The sequence below is a fragment of the Methylobacterium sp. A54F genome (assembly GCF_053346035.1).
The window spans coordinates 534447-551831 of record NZ_JBKFBF010000002.1 but is presented as its reverse complement, the minus strand read 5'-3'; the positions used below and the strand labels follow the sequence as shown (position 1 = coordinate 551831).

Sequence of the window (17385 nt, the reverse complement as noted above, 5' to 3'; positions counted from 1 at the left end):
TGACCCTGCGGGCGCGCCCGAGCGGTCGTGGCGCGAGGCGCCCGGCCGAGGTCGGGCGGTCAGCGGAGGGGGGAGGGCGCCCGGTCCCCGCGGTCGCGGCTGCGCAGCGCCTGGGCCGCGTCGCGCGCGCTCGGCGGCAGGTCGGCCGCCCCGGGCGAGGGAGCGGAACCCGGCGCCGGAACGAGCGCCCCCCGGTCCCGGCCGCCTCCCGTCGCGTAGCCGGCGTTGACGCCCGCGTAGAAGCCCGTGAAGTCCTCGGCCGCCGCGGCAGGGTCCGGCAGCATCGTCGCTGCGGGCAACGTGAACAGGCTGGCGAGCAGGATCGCGCGGGTCGGGCGCAGGTGCGGGTGGCGCATCATGGGAGCGGGCTCCGGCGGGAACGGCAAACGGCGGCCCCGGGCCGGGACCGCCGCTCTGACTTTCGACGGGTGAAGGCGGCGGAACCGAGGCCGCCGCGCCGCGCGCCCCACGATGCGGCCGTGGCCGCCTCGTGGGGGCATGCCGCCCGCGTACGAGGCCGGAGTCGCCGGACCGGTCGGTCGGCGGCTCCGGGGGGACTCAATCGTCGACGTTGATGCTCTGGGCCTCGCGGCCCTTCTGCCCGTCGACGACCGCGAGGGTGACCTGCTGGCCCTCGGCGAGGGAGTCGAGCCCGGCCCGCGACAGGGCGGAGCGGTGCACGAACACGTCCTTGCCGCCGTCGTTGACGGAGACGAAGCCGAAGCCCTTCGCGGGGTCGTACCACTTCACCGTGCCGGTCATCTCCGTGGAGGGACCGGAGGCGAAGCGGCCACCACCACCGCCGCCACCGCCACCGTAGCCACCACCACCGCCGCCGCCGTAACGGTCACCGCCGCCGAAGCGGTCGCCGCCGCCGAAGCCGCCGGTGCGGGGCCGCATCTCGCGACGGGGCGGAGCCGCCTCGGCCGTCGAGGTGTCGACGCTCGTCACGTTGGTGACCTGCGGTCCCTTCTGGCCCTGAGCCGTCTGGACCGTCAGGCGGGTGCCCGGCAGAAGGTCGGCATGGCCCGCCGCCTCGACCGCGCGGATGTGAAGGAAGGCGTCGCCCGAACCGTCACCCAGCTCGACGAAGCCGAAGCCCTTCTCCTTGTTGAACCACTTCACCGTCGCATCACGCTCCGGTCCGGTAGGCGCCGCGGCCGCACGCGAGGGACCGCGGTCGAACCCGCCGCCGCCGAACCCGCCGCCACCGTAACCGCCGCCACCGCCGTATCCGCCGCTGGGGGGAGCCTGATCAGGCCACCGCGGCTCGCCACCGTCCTCGAAGCCGCGCTTCTGCGGCCCCCTGAAATCACGACCACGTCCCATAGATAGCTCGCAAAACCGTCCCGCCGACCACGTCTCGAATACCGCGTGCGCGCCATTCCAGACGACCCACGCTCCGCACTCCCATTACTCCCGGCTAGCGGTAACCAAGAATAACGCCTCAGTCCTGACGCAATCCCGGCTTCACCGCAAGGACCTTTCTGCGCGCGCGCCGTCCGGCCCGGCACTTTCCGGTGTCAAACTACGGATGGGAACAGTCCTGCCCCGCCGGCGGGCGCCCGGGTGTCGGCAAAACGCCCGGCCTGCCCCGGCGGGGACGATCGAATCGGCACCGCGTTAGCACAAACGCAAAGGGCGCTCCCCTAGGATGCTCGCGCCGCCCGGCCCGGCGGCGAGACGCCCCGATGATCGCGACCCCGACCTTCCCGGACTTCTCCGCCCTCGTCGTCGACGAGAGCCTCTACATCCGCCGCATCGTGCGCGACATGCTCATGCGCGTCGGCATCAAGCGGGTGCTCGAGGCGCCGGACGGCGCGGAGGCGCTCGGTGTGCTCGCCGAGAGCAAGCCCGACCTGACCATCATCGACTGGGACCTCGCGATCCTCTCGGGCGAGGAGTTCATCCGCCTCGCCCGGACGCCCGCCACCTCGCCGTGCCCCACGGTGCCGATCATCCTGATGCTGGCCCAGCCCCGGCGCAACGTGGTGGACCGCGCGATCTCGATCGGCGTCAACGAGATCATCGCCAAGCCGTTCTCGCCCAAGACCCTGTGGTCGCGCCTCGACGAGGTCATCAACCGGCCTCGCCCCTACGGCCAGGTGAAGAGCCTCCTGCGGCCGACCCCCCGGGCCGCCGCTATCGGCAAGTCCCCGATCTGAGCCCCCGATTTCGGCCCCCGTACCGGTATGGAAGCGTCGAAAACCAGACTTTGCAGTTCCGGAAGGACCGGGTAGGCTTAACGCCGAATGATGGCCGGGCGGTCCGCCGGGGCCAGTCGCGTATCCGAGGGTATCGGCACCGCCGATGAGGGACGAGAGTGCCGCCACGATGCCGGCCGCCCCCGCGGCCGGCAGCCAGCATCCGCGCAACGGAGCCCCCGCGCACGGGCGGCCCGACCATGGCCGGCAGGAGGGGCGGCAGGACGGCCGCCACGGCCGCCGCAACGCCTATGCGGCCCTCGACCTCGGCACCAACAACTGCCGGCTGCTCGTGGCCGAGCCCGCCTCGCACGGGTTCCGGGTCATCGACGCGTTCTCGCGCATCGTCCGCCTGGGCGAGGGCCTCGGCAATTCCGACCGGCTCAGCGAGCCGGCCATCGAGCGCACCGTCGAGGCGCTGAAGATCTGCCGGGCCAAGATGCAGGCCCGCGGCGTCGTGCGCGCCAAGATCATCGCCACCGAGGCCTGCCGCCTCGCCGTCAACGGCGCGGAGTTCGTCGGGCGGGTGCGCAACGAGGTCGGCCTCGACCTCGAGATCGTCGACCGCCAGACCGAGGCCTACCTCGCGGTCACGGGCTGCGCGGCGCTCGCCGACCCGCGGGCGGAATCGGTCGTGATCTTCGACATCGGCGGCGGCTCGACGGAGATCGCCTGGCTCGACGGGGCCGCCGCGAACCCCTCCACCGACCCGACGCTGCGCATCCGCGCCTGGGACTCGCTGCCCGTCGGCGTCGTCACCCTGGCCGAGCGCCACGGGGGGGCCGAGGTCACGCGCAGGATGTTTGAGGGCATGGTCGAGGAGGTTGTGGACCTCCTCGCCCGCTTCGCGATCCGTGCGGCGGCCGCCGCCACCGCCCCGAACTTCCACCTGCTCGGCACCTCCGGCACGGTCACCACCATCGCGGCCATGCACCTGCGCCTCGCCCGCTACGAGCGCCGCCGGGTGGACGGGCTCTGGATGAGCGATCAGGAGGTCACCGAGGCGATCGACGATCTCTTGGACACTCGCCTCGACCAGCGGGCCGACAACCCCTGCATCGGCCGCGACCGGGCCGACCTCGTGCTCGCCGGCTGCGCGATCCTCGAGGCGATCCGGCGGGCCTTCCCGTCCGAGCGGCTGCGCATCGCCGACCGCGGCCTGCGCGAGGGCCTCCTGATGAACATGATGCGCGAGGACGGGGTCTGGTGCCGGGGGGGCTGGCGGTGACCGACCGGCGCGGCGGCCTCGGCAGCACCGGCGGCGTCCGGGGCGATCTCAAGCAGCGGGTGAAGACGGGGCGCGGGCGCACCCTCTCGCAGAAGCGCTGGCTGGAGCGCCAGCTCAACGACCCCTACGTGGCCCGGGCCAAGCGCGAGGGCTACCGCTCGCGCGCCGCCTTCAAGCTCCTGGAGATCGACGAGCGCTACCGCCTGCTGCGGCCCGGCCAGCGCATCGTCGACCTCGGCGCGGCTCCGGGTGGCTGGTCGCAGGTGGCCGCCAAGGTGGTGGGCCCCACCGGCCGCATCGTCGGCATCGACCTCCTTGAGATCGAGCCGATGGCGGGCGTCGCGTTCATCACCCTCGACTTCCTCGATCCCGAGGCGCCCGCCCGCCTCACGACGCTGCTCGGCGGCCCGGCCGACATCGTGATGTCCGACATGGCCGCCAACGCCACCGGCCACAAGAAAACCGACCACCTGCGCATCATCGGTCTCGCCGAGACCGCCGCGGAGTTCGCCCGGGAGGTGCTGGCGCCGGGCGGCGCCTACCTCGCCAAGGTGCTGCAGGGCGGCACCGAGGGCAGCCTGCTCACCGACCTGAAGCGCGACTTCACCACCGTGCGCCACGTGAAGCCCGCCGCGAGCCGCGCGGATTCCAGCGAACTCTACGTGCTCGCCACGGGCTATCGGGGCGCCCTCGGCCCGGCGGTGACCGGCGAGGACGACGAGGCGTAGGGGCCGTGCTCCCCGAATGGGCGCTGTCGCTCGCGACGCCCCACCCGCCTGCCACCGCCGCCTGATCCGCCGCGTCCAGGCCTGCCGGGACTGGGCGGGAATCGTGCCGGACGCTGCGGCCTGCGGGATCCCTGGCCCCGACCGTCGACCCGTTCGCGAACGAAAAAACCCAGGCCGGGCGATGCCGGCCTGGGTTTCTGAACATCCGCGATGCGAAAGTGGGTCGGGCGACTACTCGCCCGAGTTCGCCGTCTCCGGGGCGGCCTCGCCGGCCTCGGTGCCCTCGAAACGCGGGCGGCGGCGACGGCGCGCCTTGGGGGCCGCCTCCTCTGCCGGGGCAGCCTCAGGGGCCCCGCCGTTCAGGGCCGGCTCCGGGGCCGGCTCGGAGACCGGCGGGCGCGGCGGGGTCATCAGGAAGGCGGGGAGGCCCGTGGGCTCCTCGGCGCGGGGCTCCTCGCGGCGGCGCTCGCGGCGGGCGGGCGGCTCGCGGACCGGCGCCTCGGCGCGCGGCTGCTCCTGACGCTCGGGACGGTCCTGCCGCTCGGGGCGGTCCTGACGATCCTGGCGCTCGGCGCGATCCTGCCGGTCGGGGCGGTTCTCGCGGAAGGCCTCACGCGGCTGGTCCTGGCGGTAGTCCGGCCGGCCGTCCTGGCGTGAATCCTGGCGGGCATCCTGCCGGTCCTGGCGGGGCTCCTGACGACCGTCTTGGCGCCCGTCCTGGCGCGAGTCCTGACGGTTGTAGTCCTGCCGGTCCTGGCGCTGGCCGTCGAAGCGGTTCTCGAAGCGCTGGTTGCGGTCGCCCCGGTTCTGGAAGCGGTCGCGCCGCTCCTGCCGGTCGCCGCGGTTCTGCTGACGGTCGCCGCCCTGCCGGTCGCCGCCTTGGCGATCGCCGCCCTGGCGGCCATCAACCTGGCGGCCGTCGTCCTGCCGGCCCTCGTAGGGCTGGGGCTGCTGGCCCGGGTCGACGTAATCGTCGTTGCCGTAGGCGCCATTGTAGCCCTGGGGGGCGCCGTAGCCCTGACCGCCCTCCTCGTCGCCCTCCTCGAGGTCGTCCTCGTAGGATTGGCGCGCGTAGCCGAGGCCCGTCTGCTGCCGGGTCTGCTCCTGGGCGGTCGAGATGATCCGGAAATAATGCTCGCCGTGCTGGAAGTAGTTCTCGGCCGCCACGGGGTCGCCGGCCGCCTGAGCGTCGCGCGCGAGCTGCGCGTACTTGTCGGCGATGTGCTGGGCGGTGCCGCGGATTTTGACGTCGGGGCCGTTGGATTCGTAGGAGCGGGTCAGGGGATTGGGGCCCTTCGGCCGATTGCGGCCGCGCATCCGTCGATTCTGGTTTGGTCTCATCGGTCTCGATTGACCCTCATTCGTGCGAAAATCTCGCTGGCGGAAGGTGTCGCTGGCATGGCGGCCGCGCGCCCGGCTCCGGGCCCGCTGCGGCGTGTGCGCCGATCGGATGTCCGTCGATCAAAGTTCCGTCGATGCCGATCCGCGATCCGTTCGCCTTGCCCGCCGTCTGTCCCGTCCAATCGGGGCCTACGCTCGCGTCTAGGACGCCGTTCGATTGTCAGGTTCGAAGCCCACCGAGCCGCATCGCGACACCGGATCCGCGCCTGCTCGGTGGTGGGGAGATCGGAGAACAGCTCGGCGGACGTGATCGTCACCGACCTTACCGCCGTCCGTCTTAACGGAACGTTCGCGATCTGCAAGCCGACTCTAGACGCAGGAAGCTGACTCAACAAGCATTTTCTCGAATTGGCGGCGGGCGCGACTTCCGCAACACAATCGGCCCGTCTTCCGGCCCGTCTTCACGCCGGCCCGAACGCGAGCACGCGCGGGTTTCCGGCGAGGTCGCGCACCCGCTCGGCCGGCCCCCAGCCCGCCGCCCGGCCGAGCCGGTCCACGGCCTCGGCCTGGTCGTAGCCGATCTCCAGGATCAGCCGGCCGCCCGGCGCGACGAGCCCCGCGCCGGGTCGTGCGGCGGCGAGGATCGCCCGGTAGGCGTCGAGCCCGTCCGCGCCCCCGTCGAGGGCGGCGCCCGGATCGTGGGCGCGGACCGCCGCGTCCAGGGTCGGGATGATTGGGCTCGCGATGTAGGGGGGGTTCGACACGACGAGGTCGAAGGGCCCGGCGAGCGCCGCGCACCAGTCGCCGCGCAGGAAGGCGGCGCGGGCGCCGACGCCGTTCGCCTCGGCGTTGGCGCGGGCGGTCACCAGGGCGCCATGCGACCGGTCGAGCCCGACCCCGAAGGCGCCGGGGCGCTCCGCCAGCAGAGCCACCAGGATGCAGCCCGAACCGGTGCCGAGGTCGAGGATGCGCGGGGCGAGGGGCGGGTACAGGCGCAGGGCCGTCTCCACCAGGGTCTCGGTGTCGGGGCGCGGCACCAGGGTCTCGGGCGAGAGCCGGAAGGTGAGGCCCCAAAACTCCCATTCCCCGAGGATGCGGGCGACCGGCTCCCCGGCCAACCGCCGCGCCGCGGCCTCCGCAAGGCATGCGGCGCCCCTGGGGCCGATGGGCTCTCCCCCGGCCAGCACGAGGTCGGCGCGCGCCAAGCCGAGCAGACCGAGGACGAGGAAGCGCGCCTCGCCCGCCGCGTCGCCGATGCCGCCGGCCCGCAGGCGCTCGGACAGGCCCCGCAGGGCTTCGCGGCGCGGCGTCGCTGGGCCGAAGGCGCCTGCTTTCGGGTCGAGCGCCGCTGCCGGCTCCTCCGGCGCAGCCCGCGGAGCGCTCACCCCATGCCCTCGGCGGCGAGCAGCTCCGCCTGATGCTCGGTGACCAGGGCGTCCACCAGCTCGTCGAGGGCGGTGCCGGCGAGCACCTCCTCCAGCTTGTAGAGGGTCAGGTTGATGCGGTGGTCGGTGACCCGCGCCTGCGGGAAGTTGTAGGTGCGGATGCGCTCGGAGCGGTCGCCCGAGCCGACCTGCGCCTTGCGGTCGGCGGCCCGCGCGGAATCCTTCGCGCTGCGCTCGGCGTCGAACAGGCGGGCGCGCAGCAGCGCCATGGCCCGGGCCCGGTTCTTGTGCTGCGAGCGCTCCTCCTGCACGAACACCACGATGCCGCTCGGCACGTGGGTGATGCGGATCGCCGACTCGGTCTTGTTGACGTGCTGGCCGCCGGCGCCCTGCGCCCGCATGGTGTCGATCTTCAGATCGGCATCGTTGATCACGATGTCGACCTCCTCTGCTTCGGGCAGCACCGCGACGGTCGCCGCCGAGGTGTGGATGCGCCCCTGCGTCTCGGTGTCGGGTACCCGCTGCACCCGGTGGGCACCGCTCTCGAACTTCAGGCGGGCGAAGACGCCGCGGCCCTTCACCTCGGCCACCACCTCGCGGTAGCCGCCGACCGTGCCCTCGCTCTCCGAGATCACCTCGACGCGCCAGCCCTTGGCCTCGGCGTATTTGGCGTACATCCGGAACAGGTCGCCCGCGAACAGCGCCGCCTCGTCGCCGCCAGTGCCCGCGCGGACCTCGAGGATCGCGCTCTTCTCGTCGGCCGCGTCCTTGGGCAGCAGCATCAGCTGCAGGCTGCGGTGGGCGGCCTCGAGGGCGGCCTCGGCCTCCGGCTTCTCGTCGGCCGCGAGGGCGCGCATCTCCGAATCGCTGGCGGGATCGTCGATCAGCGCCTCGACGCCCGCCAGGTTCTCGGCCGCGGCCCGGTAGGCGCGGATGGCGGCCACCACGGGGTCGAGCTCGGCGAGCTCGCGGGAGAGCTGCACGAAGGTGTCGGAATCGGCGGAGCCGGCGCTCAGCGTCGCGGTCACGATGTCGTGGCGCACCAGGATGGCGTCGAGCCGCTCGGGAGGTAGTGGGGTCATCGCCCGGATGTTGCTCTGGGTTCGCGTGTTTGGTGAGGGGCGGCCCGTCGCCGCGGGGCGGGGCGGCCCGGTGGCGTGTCGCGCCGGGCCGGCGCGTCCGCGTGCCGACTAGATAGGCACGCCGTGCGCCTTCGCGAAGGCGGTGAGTGCGGGACGGAGCGAGGCCCCGTCGCTCGCCCGCGCCATCTCGGTGTCGATCAGCTCCGTGACCGCCCCCGCATCGAGGCTCAGCACCATGGCCTTCAGGGGGCCGATGGCGGCCGGCGACATCGACAGGTGGCGGAAGCCCATGCCGATCAGCGCCATCGCCTCCAGCGGGCGGCCGCCGATCTCGCCGCAGACGGTGACGGGGCACTCCGCCGCGTTGGCGCGCTCCGCGATCAGGCGGAAGGCCCGGATCGCCGCGGCGCACAGGGGGTCGAAGCGGTCGGCGACCCGGCGGTTCTCCCGGTCGACCGCGAACAGGAACTGCATCAGGTCGTTCGACCCGACCGAGAGGAAGTCCGCCACCGTCGCGATCTCGTCGATCTGGAACAGGAGCGAGGGCACCTCGATCATGGCGCCGAGCCGGCAGTCGCTCGGCAGGGGGTGTCCGTGCCGGCGCAGGTGCGCCTTCTCGCGCTCGACAATGGCCTTGGCGCGCACGAACTCGTCGACGGTCGCCACCATCGGGAACATGATCTTGAGGGGGCGCCCGCCCGCCGCCTTCAGGAGCGCGCGCAGCTGCACCCGCAGGAGCGCCGGGCGGTCGAGGCCGATGCGGATCGCCCGCCAGCCGAGCGCCGGGTTCTCCTCCTCGAGCTTGGGCATGTAGGGCAGGATCTTGTCGCCGCCGATGTCGAGGGTGCGGATGGTGACGGGCCGCTCGCCGGTCGCGGCGAACACCGCCTCGTAGAGGGTCTGCTGCTCGGCCGCCGAGGGCATGCGCTCGGCCACCATGAATTGCAGCTCGGTGCGGAACAGGCCGATGCCCTCGGCGCCGGTCTCGTTGAGGTGGGTGAGGTCCACGAGGAGGCCGGCATTGAGGTTCAGGCCGATCCGCACGCCGTCGCGGGTGACCGCGGGCACGTCGCGCAGCGCCCGGTACTGCTCCTGCCGGCGGGCGCGCAGGCGCACCATCTCGGCGTAGGCCGCCTCGATCTCCGGCCCCGGGCGGACGTGGATCTCGCCCGCCAGGGCGTCGACGATGATGGCGTCGCCGGAATCGCACAGGGCGGTGGCGTTGGCGACCTCGCCGACCGCGGGCACGCCGAGGGCGCGGGCGACGATGGCGATGTGGCTCGTCGGCCCGCCCTCTTCCAGGACGAGGCCGCGCAGCCGGGTCGGGTCGTATTCGAGGAGCGCCGCCGGGCCCATGGAGCGGGCCACCAGGATCATGTTGTCGGGCAGCGCGCCGCCTGCCTCCTCGTGGCCGACGAGCTGGCGCAGCAGGCGGTTGGCGAGGTCGTCGAGGTCGTGCAGGCGGTCCCGCAGGTAGGGGTCGCTCTGGCGCATCATGCGGGCGCGGTTGTCCGACTGCACGCGCTCGACGGCGGCCTCGGCGGTCAGGCCCGACGCGACGGCCTCGCGCATCCGGCGCAGCCAGCCCTTGTCGTGGGCGAACATGCGCACGGTCTCGAGGACCTCGCGCGACTCGCCGGTGCCGATCAGGTCGCCGCGCTCGATCAGGTCGTCGATCGCCGAGCGCACCTCGGCGATGGCCGCCTCCAGGCGCTCGACCTCCCGCTCGACGTTCTCGGCGATCAGCGTCTTCACGACGATGCGCGGCTCGTGCAGCACCACGTGGCCGAGGCCGATGCCGTCGGCGAGCGCCACGCCGCGCTGGGTCACGGGCCGGCGCGCCGCGGTGCCGGCGCCGGGGGCGAGGCTCTGCAATTCGCCCGAGGCGATCATCTCCGAGAGCACCATGGCGGTGGTCTGGAGGGCCTCGATCTCCTCGTCGGAATAGACCCGGTAGGTCTGGTTCTGGACGACGAGGACGCCCAGCGTGTTGCCGGCTCGCAGGAGCGGCACGCCCAGGAAGGCGTGATAGGCCTCCTCGCCCGTCTCGGGGCGGTAGGAGAAGGCCGGGTGGGATTGGGCGTCCGAGAGCGAGAGCGGCTCGGCCGTCTGCGCGATCAGGCCGACGAGGCCCTCGTCGGCGCGCATCCGGGTGAGGTGGACCGCCTCGCGGTTCAGGCCCTCGGTGGCGAACAACTCCAGGGTGTTGTCGTCGCGCAGCACGTAGACAGAGCAGACCTCGGCTACGACGTTGGCGGCGATGAGGACCACGATGCGGTCCAGGCGCGCCTGGGGGCTGACCGGCTCCGCCATCGCTTCGCGGAGGCGGCGCAGCAGCAGGCGCGGGCCTCCGGGCGCAGCGGGCATCGTCTCGTCAATCCACCGTCAGAGGGCCGGTGCAACCTAGGGGCCGGCGCGGCCTCGGCGCCGGGGCGGCGCCGGTGCTCTCAAGCCTGATCGAGGCCGTATAGCGAGTGGAGCGTGCGGACGGCAAGCTCCGTATAGGCGGCGTCGATGAGCACGGAGAACTTGATCTCCGAGGTGGTGATGGCGCGGATGTTGATGCCCTTCTGGGCGAGCGCCCGGAAGGCCTTGGCGGCCACGCCCGCGTGGGAGCGCATGCCGACGCCGATCGCCGAGACCTTCACGACGTCGGTGGCGCCCTCGATCTGGCCGTACGCGATGGTGTCGCGCTGCTCGGCGAGGATCTGGCGGGCGCGCTCGTAGTCGGCGGTCGGGACCGTGAAGGTCATGTCGGTCGTGGACGCGTCGCCGGACACCGTCTGGATGATCATGTCCACGTTGATGTTGGCGTCCGCGAGCGGCCCGAAGATCGCCGCGGCGACGCCGGGGCTGTCCTTCACGGAGCGCAGCGTGATCTGCGCCTCGTCCTTGGCGAAGGCGATCCCGGTGATGATCTGCTGTTCCACGCTGTCGTCCTCGTCGCAGATGAGGGTGCCGGGGCGGGCGGCGTCCGGCGGGTCGAAGCTCGACCGCACGGTGGTCGGCACCCGGTGCACCATGGCAAGCTCCACCGAGCGCACCTGCAGCACCTTCGCGCCGAGGGAGGCCATCTCCAGCATCTCCTCGAAGGTGACGCGCTCCATGCGCCGCGCCTTGGGCACGATGCGCGGATCGGTGGTGTAGACGCCGTCGACGTCCGTGTAGATGTCGCAGCGCTCGGCGCCGATGGCGGCCGCCACCGCCACCGCGCTGGTGTCCGAGCCGCCCCGGCCGAGGGTCGCGATGCGGCCGGTGCCCGGCTCGACGCCCTGGAAGCCCGAGATCACCGCCACCTCGCCGCGCCGGAAGCCCGCCTCCAGGTTCGCGGGCTCGATGCCGGTGATGCGGGCCGCGCCGTGCGCCGCGGAGGCGTGGATCGGGATCTGCCAGCCCTGCCAGGAGCGGGCCTTGAGCCCGTCCTTCTGCAGGGCGATGGCGAGGAGGCCCGAGGTGACCTGCTCGCCCGAGGCCACGACCGTGTCGTACTCGGCCTCGTCGTAGAGCGCGTTCGCGTCCTTCACCCAGCCGACGAGCTCGTTGGTCTTGCCGGACATCGCCGAGACCACCACCGCCACGTCGTAGCCCGCCGCCACCTCGCGGGCGACGTGGCGCGCCACGTTGCGGATGCGGTCGACGGTGGCGACCGAGGTGCCGCCGAATTTCATCACCAAACGGGGCATGTCGCGTCCGCGTCGCTCGTCCAGATCGGCCGGGGCAGGGTGGCCCGGCGGGCTGCCCGGCGGCTTTGCCTGAGAGGTGCCGCGCGGCCCGGGCGCAACGCGCGGGCCTCACCCCGTATCGGGACCGGCCCCCGGCGGGTACAAGGGGGGGGCCAGCCTGTCAACAATCGCAACCCGCGCCCGCCGGCCCCGCCGCCAACCCTTGAGCCCGATGCCCCCAGACGCCTCCATCGACCGCGACGAGGTCGCCCGCTTCGACGCGCTCGCCGCGACGTGGTGGGACCCGCACGGACCCATGCGGGTGCTGCACCGCTTCAACCCGGTGCGCCTCGCCTACATCCGCGACGCCGCCTGCGCCCATTTCGGGCGGGACCCGAGGGCGCCGTTCAGCCTCGACGGCCTCTCGGTGGTCGATGTCGGCTGCGGCGGCGGCGTGCTCTCGGAGCCGCTCGCCCGGCTCGGCGCCCAGGTCACGGGTCTCGACCCGGCCGCCAGGAACATCGCGGCGGCGCGCGCCCACGCGGAGGCCGAGGGCGTCGCGGTCGATTATTGGGCGGAGACGATCGAGGCGGTCGTCGCCGCGGGCGGCCGCTTCGACGTGGTGCTGATCATGGAGGTCGTGGAGCACGTCTCCGACATGCCGGCCTTCGTGGCGACCGCCGCCCGCGCGGTGAAGCCCGGCGGCCTCCTGTTCGCCGCCACCCTGAACCGGACCATGCGCTCCTTCGCGCTCGCCATCGTGGGGGCGGAGTACGTCCTCGGCTGGCTGCCGCGGGGCACGCACGACTGGGAGAAGTTCGTCAGGCCGGACGAGCTGCGCCGCGCGCTCGAAGCGGGCGGCCTCTCGGTCACGGACACGACGGGGGTGGCCTACAACCCGGTGGGCGATTCCTGGCAGACGAGCCGCGACACCGCCGTCAACTACATGGTCACGGCCGCGCGCCCCGCCGGCCCGGCCGGCTGAACCGGAGCGCCGCCCCGCCGTTGACCGCGACACGGCAGGAGGCCCGATGCTCGAGAAACTTCCCCGCGCAGTCGGCGCGGCCCTGTCCGGCCTCAAGGCCGGGCTGGAGAAGACCGCCTGCCACGCCGCCTTCGCGGACGTGCCGGACACGATCCGGGTCACGAGCGAGACCGTCGCGGACGGTGGGGCGATCCCGCCCCGCTGCACCGCGGACGGCGCGGGCGTCTCGCCGGCCATCGCCTGGGCGGGTCTGCCGGCCGGCACGGAGGGCGTGGTCCTGCTGGCCGAGGATGCCGACAGCCCGACGCCCCAGCCCCTCGTCCACCTGATCGCCTGGAACCTGCCCGGCCGGGACGGCGGCCTCGCCGAGGGTGCGCTCACGGGAGCCCCGGACGCGCACGATCTCGGCCGCAACAGCTTCCTGAAGACGGGCTGGCTGCCGCCGGACCCGCCCACCGGCCACGGCCCCCACCGCTACGTCTTCCAGGTCTACGCCCTCGACCGCGCCCTCGGCCTCACCGAGCAGCCCGGGCGGAAGGCGCTGGTGAGCGCGATGACGGGCCACGTGCTGGCCCGGGGCGACCTCATCGGAACCTACCGGCGGGACTGATCGAACGAGCCGCGATCCGATGCCGGCTCCGATCCGAAGGGGCCCAGGATGGGGAGGCGCGGCTCCGCTCACCCGCACCCGGTCCGATTTCCTCGGCCGTCCCCCCCGCTTGCGAAGCTTCGCGAAACCGCACAAGCAGGCCGGGATACGGGAGGGTTCGGACGATGAAGGCGCTGCTGTGCACGCGGCTCGGGGGGCCGGAGGACCTGGCGATTGAAGAGGTGCCGGAGCCCGAGGCCGGAACCGGCGAGGCGGTGGTGCGCATCAGCGTGGCGGCCCTCAACTTCTTCGACACGCTGATCATCGCCGGCAAGTACCAGACGAAGCCGGAGCTGCCCTTCTCTCCGAGCGGCGAGGCCTGCGGCGTGGTCGAGGCGCTCGGCCCCGGCACGGAGGGCTTCGCGGTCGGCGACCGCGTGGTGGTCCATGCCGGCTACGGGGCGGCCCGCGAGCGGGTCGCGATCCATGCGCGCCACCTCACCCCTGTGCCGGACGGGGTAAGCGACGAGACCGCGGCGGGCTTCACCATCACCTACGGGACCTCCCTGCACGCGCTCCACGACCGGGCCCGGATCCAGCCAGGCGAATGGCTCGCGGTGCTCGGCGCCTCGGGCGGGGTCGGGCTCGCGGCGGTGGAGCTCGGCGTGCTGCTCGGTGCCCGGGTGATCGCCTGCGCCTCGTCGGAGGACAAGCTCGCCGCCGCCCGCGCCCATGGGGCGGAGGTCGGCCTCGTCTACGATCCCGAGACGCTGAAGGACGAACTGCGCCGCGCCACCGGCGGCGCCGGAGTGAACGTGGTCTACGATGCGGTGGGCGGCCCCTTCGCGGAGCCGGCGCTGCGGGCGATGGCCTGGAAGGGCCGCTACCTCGTGGTCGGCTTCGCGGCCGGCGAGATCCCGCGGCTTCCCCTCAACCTGATGCTCCTCAAGGGCTGCGACGTGCAGGGCGTGTTCTGGGGCGCCTTCGTGGAGCGCGAGCCCGAGGCGCACCAGGCGAACCAGCGGCGGCTCCTGGCCTGGGCCGCCGAGGGCCGGCTCACCGTGAAGATCCACGGCACCTACCCGCTGGCGGATTACGCGGCGGCCCTCGGCCTGCTCAAGCGCCGCGAGGCGGTCGGCAAGGTGCTGCTGCGGCCCTGATCAGATGAGCCGGCGCTCCCGGGCCATGGCCACGAGGTCGGCCTGGGGTCGGGCGCCGATATGGCCGATGACCTCGGCGGCGGCGAGAGCCCCGAGGCGGGCGCTCGCGACGTTGTCGAGGCCGCGGGCGTGGCCGGCGAGGAACCCTGCCGCGAACAGGTCGCCCGCGCCCGTCGTGTCCACGACGTGCTCGACGGGCGCCGCCTCGACGGCGCGGACCTCGCCGCCCTTCACCACCAGCGCCCCCTGCTCGGAGCGGGTGACGAGGCCGAGGAGGTGCATTCCGCGGCCGTTCCGCTCCGCCGAGAGGGCGCGCACCGCCTCGTCCGCGTCCTCGGTCTGGTAGAGGCTTTTCAGCTCGCCGATGTTGGCGAACAGGATGTCGATGCTGCCGTCCCGGACGAGGCCCAGGAACTCCTCGCGGTAGCGGTCGACGCAGAAGGCGTCCGACAGCGTGAGGGCGACCGCGTTGCCGGCGCCGTGGGCGATCGTCACGGCCTTGCGGAAGGCCTCCTTGGCGGCCGGCGGGTCCCAGAGGTAGCCCTCGAGGTAGATCGTGCGGGCGCTCGCCGCGGTCGCCTCGTCGACGTCGGCCGGGGAGAGGCCCTGGCAGGCGCCGAGGTACGTGTTCATGGTGCGCTCGCCGTCCGGCGTCACCAGGATGAAGCAGCGCGCGGTGGCCGGTCCGTCCTCGGCGGGCGCGACGGGGAAGCGCACGCCGGTGGCCTTGAGGTCGTGCCCGAACAGGCCGCCGAGCTCGTCCGCCCGCACCTTGCCGACGAAGCCGGTCCGGGCACCGAGGATCGCGGCGCCGACCGCGGTGTTGGCGCCGGACCCCCCGGAGACGATGGTGGCCGGCCCCATGGCGTCGAACAGCGCCTCGGCCCGCGCCTCGTCGATCAGCTGCATGGCGCCCTTGTGCACGCCCTGCTCGACGAGGAAGCTCTCCTCGGTGCGGGCGATCAGGTCGACGATGGCGTTGCCGAGGACGAGGAGATCGAGCGGTTCGGTCATGCGGGCAGCCTCGGGATTGGGTCGCGTTTGGCCGCGCTCTCGCATCGGGGCGGACGAGGGTCAAGCGCCCGCGAACAGCTCCGCCACGGCGAGCCCGAGGCCCGGAGGCTCGAGGACGAGCGTGCCCGCATGGGCGATCCGCGTCTCGATCAGGTCGCCGTCCCCGCGGCGGTGATGCACGACCGTGCCCCGTGCGGGGTCGACGATCAGGTAGTGCATGACGCTCGGGACCCGGAAGTACCCGGTCAGCTTGCGGCCGGTGTCGATGCGCCGGGTGCCGGGGGACAAGACTTCCACCACCACGACGGGATCGGCGATCTCGACGGCGTCCGGGTCGACCCGATCGCCGCAATAGACGAGCGCGTCCGGCTCGTAGGCCGTGTCGTCATCGATCCGCACGGTCAGGCCGTCCGGCACCATGCGGCAGGGCAGGCCCGCCTGCCGGATCGCGACCCTCAGGGCGAGCTGGACCGCGAATTTCGCGTCCGCATGGCGAACGCGTTCGGGAGACATCATGACGACGGCTCCGTCGTCGAGTTCGTAGCGTCCGGGCCGCCCCTCGGCCCAGGCCAGGAACTCCTCCACCGTCATCTTGTGAGTCGGCCGCGCATTCATGCCACGAGGCTAGCACGATTCGCCGGCCACCCGGCGCGCGTCACTGCAGTGTCTTGACCTCGCACTGGGCATACTCGCCCGCGCCCTTCACGTAGGCATTGAGCTTCTGCAGATAGGCCTCGGCGAGCGGCCGGAAGGCCTGGAGCTGCGCGTTGTAGGCCTTGATCGCGTCGTTGTAGCTGTAGGCCTCCCAGCCCGGGCAGCCGCCCTTGGCGTCGAGGCAGGCGGGCTTCTGGGGCAGCGCCGGCTTCTGGGGCCTGGCCTCGGCGGGCGGCGGGGGCGGCGCCATGCAGGCGGCCGCCGCGACGGCCGGGGGGAGGGCCAGCCCGAGGGCGAGGGCGAGTGCGCGCATGGGTGCCGTCCGCTTCCGCGGCCGTGATCGGCCGCGGTCGGGGCTTGTGGGCGATCCGCCCGGCCGGAACAAGGCGGGCCGCTACTCGGCCGGGACCGGACGGGCCGCGGCGGGGCGAGCGCGGTTGCCGGGGGCGGGGCGCAGCAGGCTCGTGAGCGGCAGCAGCAGGCCCGCGGCCAGAACCCACCAGGCCGGGCGGATCACGCCCGAGAAGTCGAGGTTCGCGCCGAGCACCAGATCGGCCGGGATGCCGCTCTTGAGGCCGTACCAGGCCGCCTCGATCCCGGCGGTGAGGAGTGCTGCGGCCACCGCGAGGCCGAGGAGAGGCAGGGGAGTGGAGGGCACGCCGCGGCGCTGCATCAGGCGCCAGCCCATCAGCAGGAGGAACAGCCCGGTCCAGAACACCGGGTCGGTGACGTCGATCTTGGCCTGCAGGAAGTAGTGGATCAGCCCCAGCACCGCGATCGGGTAGACGAGGCGATGCAGCCGGTTCCAGGCCGGGCCCATCCGCCGGATCGCCCCGTCCGTGGAGGTGGCGCCCAGCACCGCGAGCCCGAGGAGGGCCACGAATCCGATGGTCAGGTAGATCCGCAGGGCGATCTCGGACACCACCTTCGTGAGCACGAAGTTCTGGTCCACCACGTAGAGGACGAGGTGGATCAGCGCGTAGGCGAGCGCCGTGAGGCCGAGCATCCGGCGCAGGTTGATCAGCTTGGGCAGGTTGGCGATGCGCCGCAGCGGCGTCACCGCGAGGGAGGCCAGCAGGAAGCGCACCGTCCACTCGCCGGTGCCGTGCAGGAGCGCGGTGATCGGCTTCGCCCCGAGCGCGTCGAGCCGGTAGGCGGCGGCGAGGTAGAGCCCCGGGGCCAGCGCGGCGAGGAACGTCGCGAGCTTCAGCCAGGAGAGGCGTCCGGCCCGGTCGAGCCAGGGGAGGGGGAGGGTGTTCGATGCCATCGGGGGGAGTTCGCGCGGGGGGCGGTGCCGGTTACAGGTAGGACGCGAAGGGGGCGCCCGCGAGGCGCACGGCGCGCCGATCCGCG

At 73.1% G+C, this 17385-nt stretch carries 17 protein-coding genes; 6 read left to right on the top strand and 11 right to left on the bottom strand.

From position 1 onward, the window contains the following. Positions 1-59: 59 nt before the first annotated feature. Together ACLBXP_RS06225 and ACLBXP_RS06220 are read right to left on the bottom strand one after the other, a co-directional pair. Positions 60-359: a hypothetical protein gene (locus tag ACLBXP_RS06225; protein WP_447666698.1), complete on the bottom strand. Its 300-nt coding sequence runs from the start codon at positions 357-359 to the stop codon at positions 60-62. Between the two features lie 199 nt (positions 360-558). Continuing rightward, positions 559-1329 carry a cold-shock protein gene (locus tag ACLBXP_RS06220; RefSeq protein WP_447666697.1) on the bottom strand — a complete coding sequence of 257 codons (771 nt, stop codon included), beginning with the start codon at positions 1327-1329 and terminating at the stop codon, positions 559-561. 362 nt (positions 1330-1691) lie between these two features. On the opposite strand from ACLBXP_RS06220, the gene ACLBXP_RS06215 reads away from it, so the two are divergent. The 3 genes from ACLBXP_RS06215 to ACLBXP_RS06205 all read left to right on the top strand — a co-directional run bounded on the left by ACLBXP_RS06215 (position 1692) and on the right by ACLBXP_RS06205 (position 4160). After that, positions 1692-2165, top strand: coding sequence for a response regulator (locus ACLBXP_RS06215; RefSeq protein ID WP_447666696.1), 474 nt, complete (start codon positions 1692-1694; stop codon positions 2163-2165). 145 nt (positions 2166-2310) lie between these two features. Continuing rightward, a complete protein-coding gene (locus ACLBXP_RS06210) occupies positions 2311-3432 on the top strand; it encodes a Ppx/GppA phosphatase family protein (protein ID WP_447666695.1) in 1122 nt (373 codons plus the stop codon). Next, positions 3429-4160, top strand: a complete 732-nt coding sequence (locus tag ACLBXP_RS06205) for an RlmE family RNA methyltransferase (protein ID WP_447666736.1) — start codon at positions 3429-3431, stop codon at positions 4158-4160. Before ACLBXP_RS06210 ends, ACLBXP_RS06205 begins: the two co-directional genes overlap by 4 nt. Positions 4161-4391: 231 nt before the next feature. Here the strand turns inward: ACLBXP_RS06205 and ACLBXP_RS06200 are convergent, their stop codons facing one another. The 5 genes from ACLBXP_RS06200 to ACLBXP_RS06180 all read right to left on the bottom strand — a co-directional run bounded on the left by ACLBXP_RS06200 (position 4392) and on the right by ACLBXP_RS06180 (position 11651). Further along, positions 4392-5477, bottom strand: a complete 1086-nt coding sequence (locus ACLBXP_RS06200; RefSeq protein ID WP_447666694.1) for a DUF4167 domain-containing protein — start codon at positions 5475-5477, stop codon at positions 4392-4394. Between the two features lie 485 nt (positions 5478-5962). Continuing rightward, positions 5963-6793 (bottom strand): peptide chain release factor N(5)-glutamine methyltransferase, encoded by an 831-nt coding sequence (gene prmC / locus ACLBXP_RS06195; protein WP_447666735.1) that lies wholly within the window; start codon positions 6791-6793, stop codon positions 5963-5965. A gap of 89 nt (positions 6794-6882) precedes the next feature. Continuing rightward, on the bottom strand, positions 6883-7968 hold the full coding sequence (gene prfA, locus ACLBXP_RS06190) for a peptide chain release factor 1 (protein WP_447666693.1): 1086 nt from the start codon (positions 7966-7968) through the stop codon (positions 6883-6885). A 108-nt stretch (positions 7969-8076) separates the two neighbouring features. After that, positions 8077-10335 (bottom strand): phosphoenolpyruvate--protein phosphotransferase, encoded by a 2259-nt coding sequence (gene ptsP / locus ACLBXP_RS06185; RefSeq protein ID WP_447666692.1) that lies wholly within the window; start codon positions 10333-10335, stop codon positions 8077-8079. A gap of 80 nt (positions 10336-10415) precedes the next feature. Beyond that, entirely contained in the window at positions 10416-11651 is a 1236-nt protein-coding gene (locus tag ACLBXP_RS06180; RefSeq protein WP_447666691.1) for an aspartate kinase, read from the bottom strand. A gap of 211 nt (positions 11652-11862) precedes the next feature. On the opposite strand from ACLBXP_RS06180, the gene ubiG reads away from it, so the two are divergent. The 3 genes from ubiG (at position 11863) to ACLBXP_RS06165 (ending at position 14364) form a co-directional block, all read left to right on the top strand. Beyond that, positions 11863-12615, top strand: a complete 753-nt coding sequence (ubiG, locus tag ACLBXP_RS06175; protein WP_447666690.1) for a bifunctional 2-polyprenyl-6-hydroxyphenol methylase/3-demethylubiquinol 3-O-methyltransferase UbiG — start codon at positions 11863-11865, stop codon at positions 12613-12615. Between the two features lie 46 nt (positions 12616-12661). Then, positions 12662-13225 carry a YbhB/YbcL family Raf kinase inhibitor-like protein gene (locus ACLBXP_RS06170; RefSeq protein ID WP_447666689.1) on the top strand — a complete coding sequence of 188 codons (564 nt, stop codon included), beginning with the start codon at positions 12662-12664 and terminating at the stop codon, positions 13223-13225. Between the two features lie 164 nt (positions 13226-13389). After that, positions 13390-14364, top strand: a complete 975-nt coding sequence (locus ACLBXP_RS06165; protein ID WP_447666688.1) for an NADPH:quinone oxidoreductase family protein — start codon at positions 13390-13392, stop codon at positions 14362-14364. Here the strand turns inward: ACLBXP_RS06165 and ACLBXP_RS06160 are convergent, their stop codons facing one another. The 4 genes from ACLBXP_RS06160 to ACLBXP_RS06145 form a co-directional block, all read right to left on the bottom strand. Next, positions 14365-15378 carry an adenosine kinase gene (locus tag ACLBXP_RS06160; RefSeq protein ID WP_447666687.1) on the bottom strand — a complete coding sequence of 338 codons (1014 nt, stop codon included), beginning with the start codon at positions 15376-15378 and terminating at the stop codon, positions 14365-14367. Positions 15379-15438: 60 nt separating this feature from the next. Further along, a complete protein-coding gene (locus ACLBXP_RS06155) occupies positions 15439-15969 on the bottom strand; it encodes a Uma2 family endonuclease (protein WP_447666686.1) in 531 nt (176 codons plus the stop codon). A gap of 64 nt (positions 15970-16033) precedes the next feature. Then, the gene (locus ACLBXP_RS06150) at positions 16034-16345 is read right to left on the bottom strand and encodes a hypothetical protein (protein ID WP_447666685.1); all 312 of its coding nucleotides are present in this window, start codon (positions 16343-16345) and stop codon (positions 16034-16036) included. Between the two features lie 81 nt (positions 16346-16426). Beyond that, positions 16427-17299 (bottom strand): sulfite oxidase heme-binding subunit YedZ, encoded by an 873-nt coding sequence (locus ACLBXP_RS06145; RefSeq protein WP_447666684.1) that lies wholly within the window; start codon positions 17297-17299, stop codon positions 16427-16429. Positions 17300-17385: the final 86 nt, after the last annotated feature.

What these genes read in the sequence shown, in the direction of transcription:
- ACLBXP_RS06225 (WP_447666698.1), bottom strand. Translation starts at nt 359, where the DNA reads ATGATGCGCCACCCGCACCTGCGCCCGACCCGCGCGATCCTGCTCGCC.
- ACLBXP_RS06220 (WP_447666697.1), bottom strand. Translation starts at nt 1,329, where the DNA reads ATGGGACGTGGTCGTGATTTCAGGGGGCCGCAGAAGCGCGGCTTCGAG.
- ACLBXP_RS06215 (WP_447666696.1), top strand. Translation starts at nt 1,692, where the DNA reads ATGATCGCGACCCCGACCTTCCCGGACTTCTCCGCCCTCGTCGTCGAC.
- ACLBXP_RS06210 (WP_447666695.1), top strand. Translation starts at nt 2,311, where the DNA reads ATGAGGGACGAGAGTGCCGCCACGATGCCGGCCGCCCCCGCGGCCGGC.
- ACLBXP_RS06200 (WP_447666694.1), bottom strand. Translation starts at nt 5,477, where the DNA reads ATGCGCGGCCGCAATCGGCCGAAGGGCCCCAATCCCCTGACCCGCTCC.
- prfA (WP_447666693.1), bottom strand. Translation starts at nt 7,968, where the DNA reads ATGACCCCACTACCTCCCGAGCGGCTCGACGCCATCCTGGTGCGCCAC.
- ptsP (WP_447666692.1), bottom strand. Translation starts at nt 10,335, where the DNA reads ATGCCCGCTGCGCCCGGAGGCCCGCGCCTGCTGCTGCGCCGCCTCCGC.
- ACLBXP_RS06180 (WP_447666691.1), bottom strand. Translation starts at nt 11,651, where the DNA reads ATGCCCCGTTTGGTGATGAAATTCGGCGGCACCTCGGTCGCCACCGTC.
- ubiG (WP_447666690.1), top strand. Translation starts at nt 11,863, where the DNA reads ATGCCCCCAGACGCCTCCATCGACCGCGACGAGGTCGCCCGCTTCGAC.
- ACLBXP_RS06170 (WP_447666689.1), top strand. Translation starts at nt 12,662, where the DNA reads ATGCTCGAGAAACTTCCCCGCGCAGTCGGCGCGGCCCTGTCCGGCCTC.
- ACLBXP_RS06165 (WP_447666688.1), top strand. Translation starts at nt 13,390, where the DNA reads ATGAAGGCGCTGCTGTGCACGCGGCTCGGGGGGCCGGAGGACCTGGCG.
- ACLBXP_RS06160 (WP_447666687.1), bottom strand. Translation starts at nt 15,378, where the DNA reads ATGACCGAACCGCTCGATCTCCTCGTCCTCGGCAACGCCATCGTCGAC.
- ACLBXP_RS06155 (WP_447666686.1), bottom strand. Translation starts at nt 15,969, where the DNA reads ATGACGGTGGAGGAGTTCCTGGCCTGGGCCGAGGGGCGGCCCGGACGC.
- ACLBXP_RS06150 (WP_447666685.1), bottom strand. Translation starts at nt 16,345, where the DNA reads ATGCGCGCACTCGCCCTCGCCCTCGGGCTGGCCCTCCCCCCGGCCGTC.
- ACLBXP_RS06145 (WP_447666684.1), bottom strand. Translation starts at nt 17,299, where the DNA reads ATGGCATCGAACACCCTCCCCCTCCCCTGGCTCGACCGGGCCGGACGC.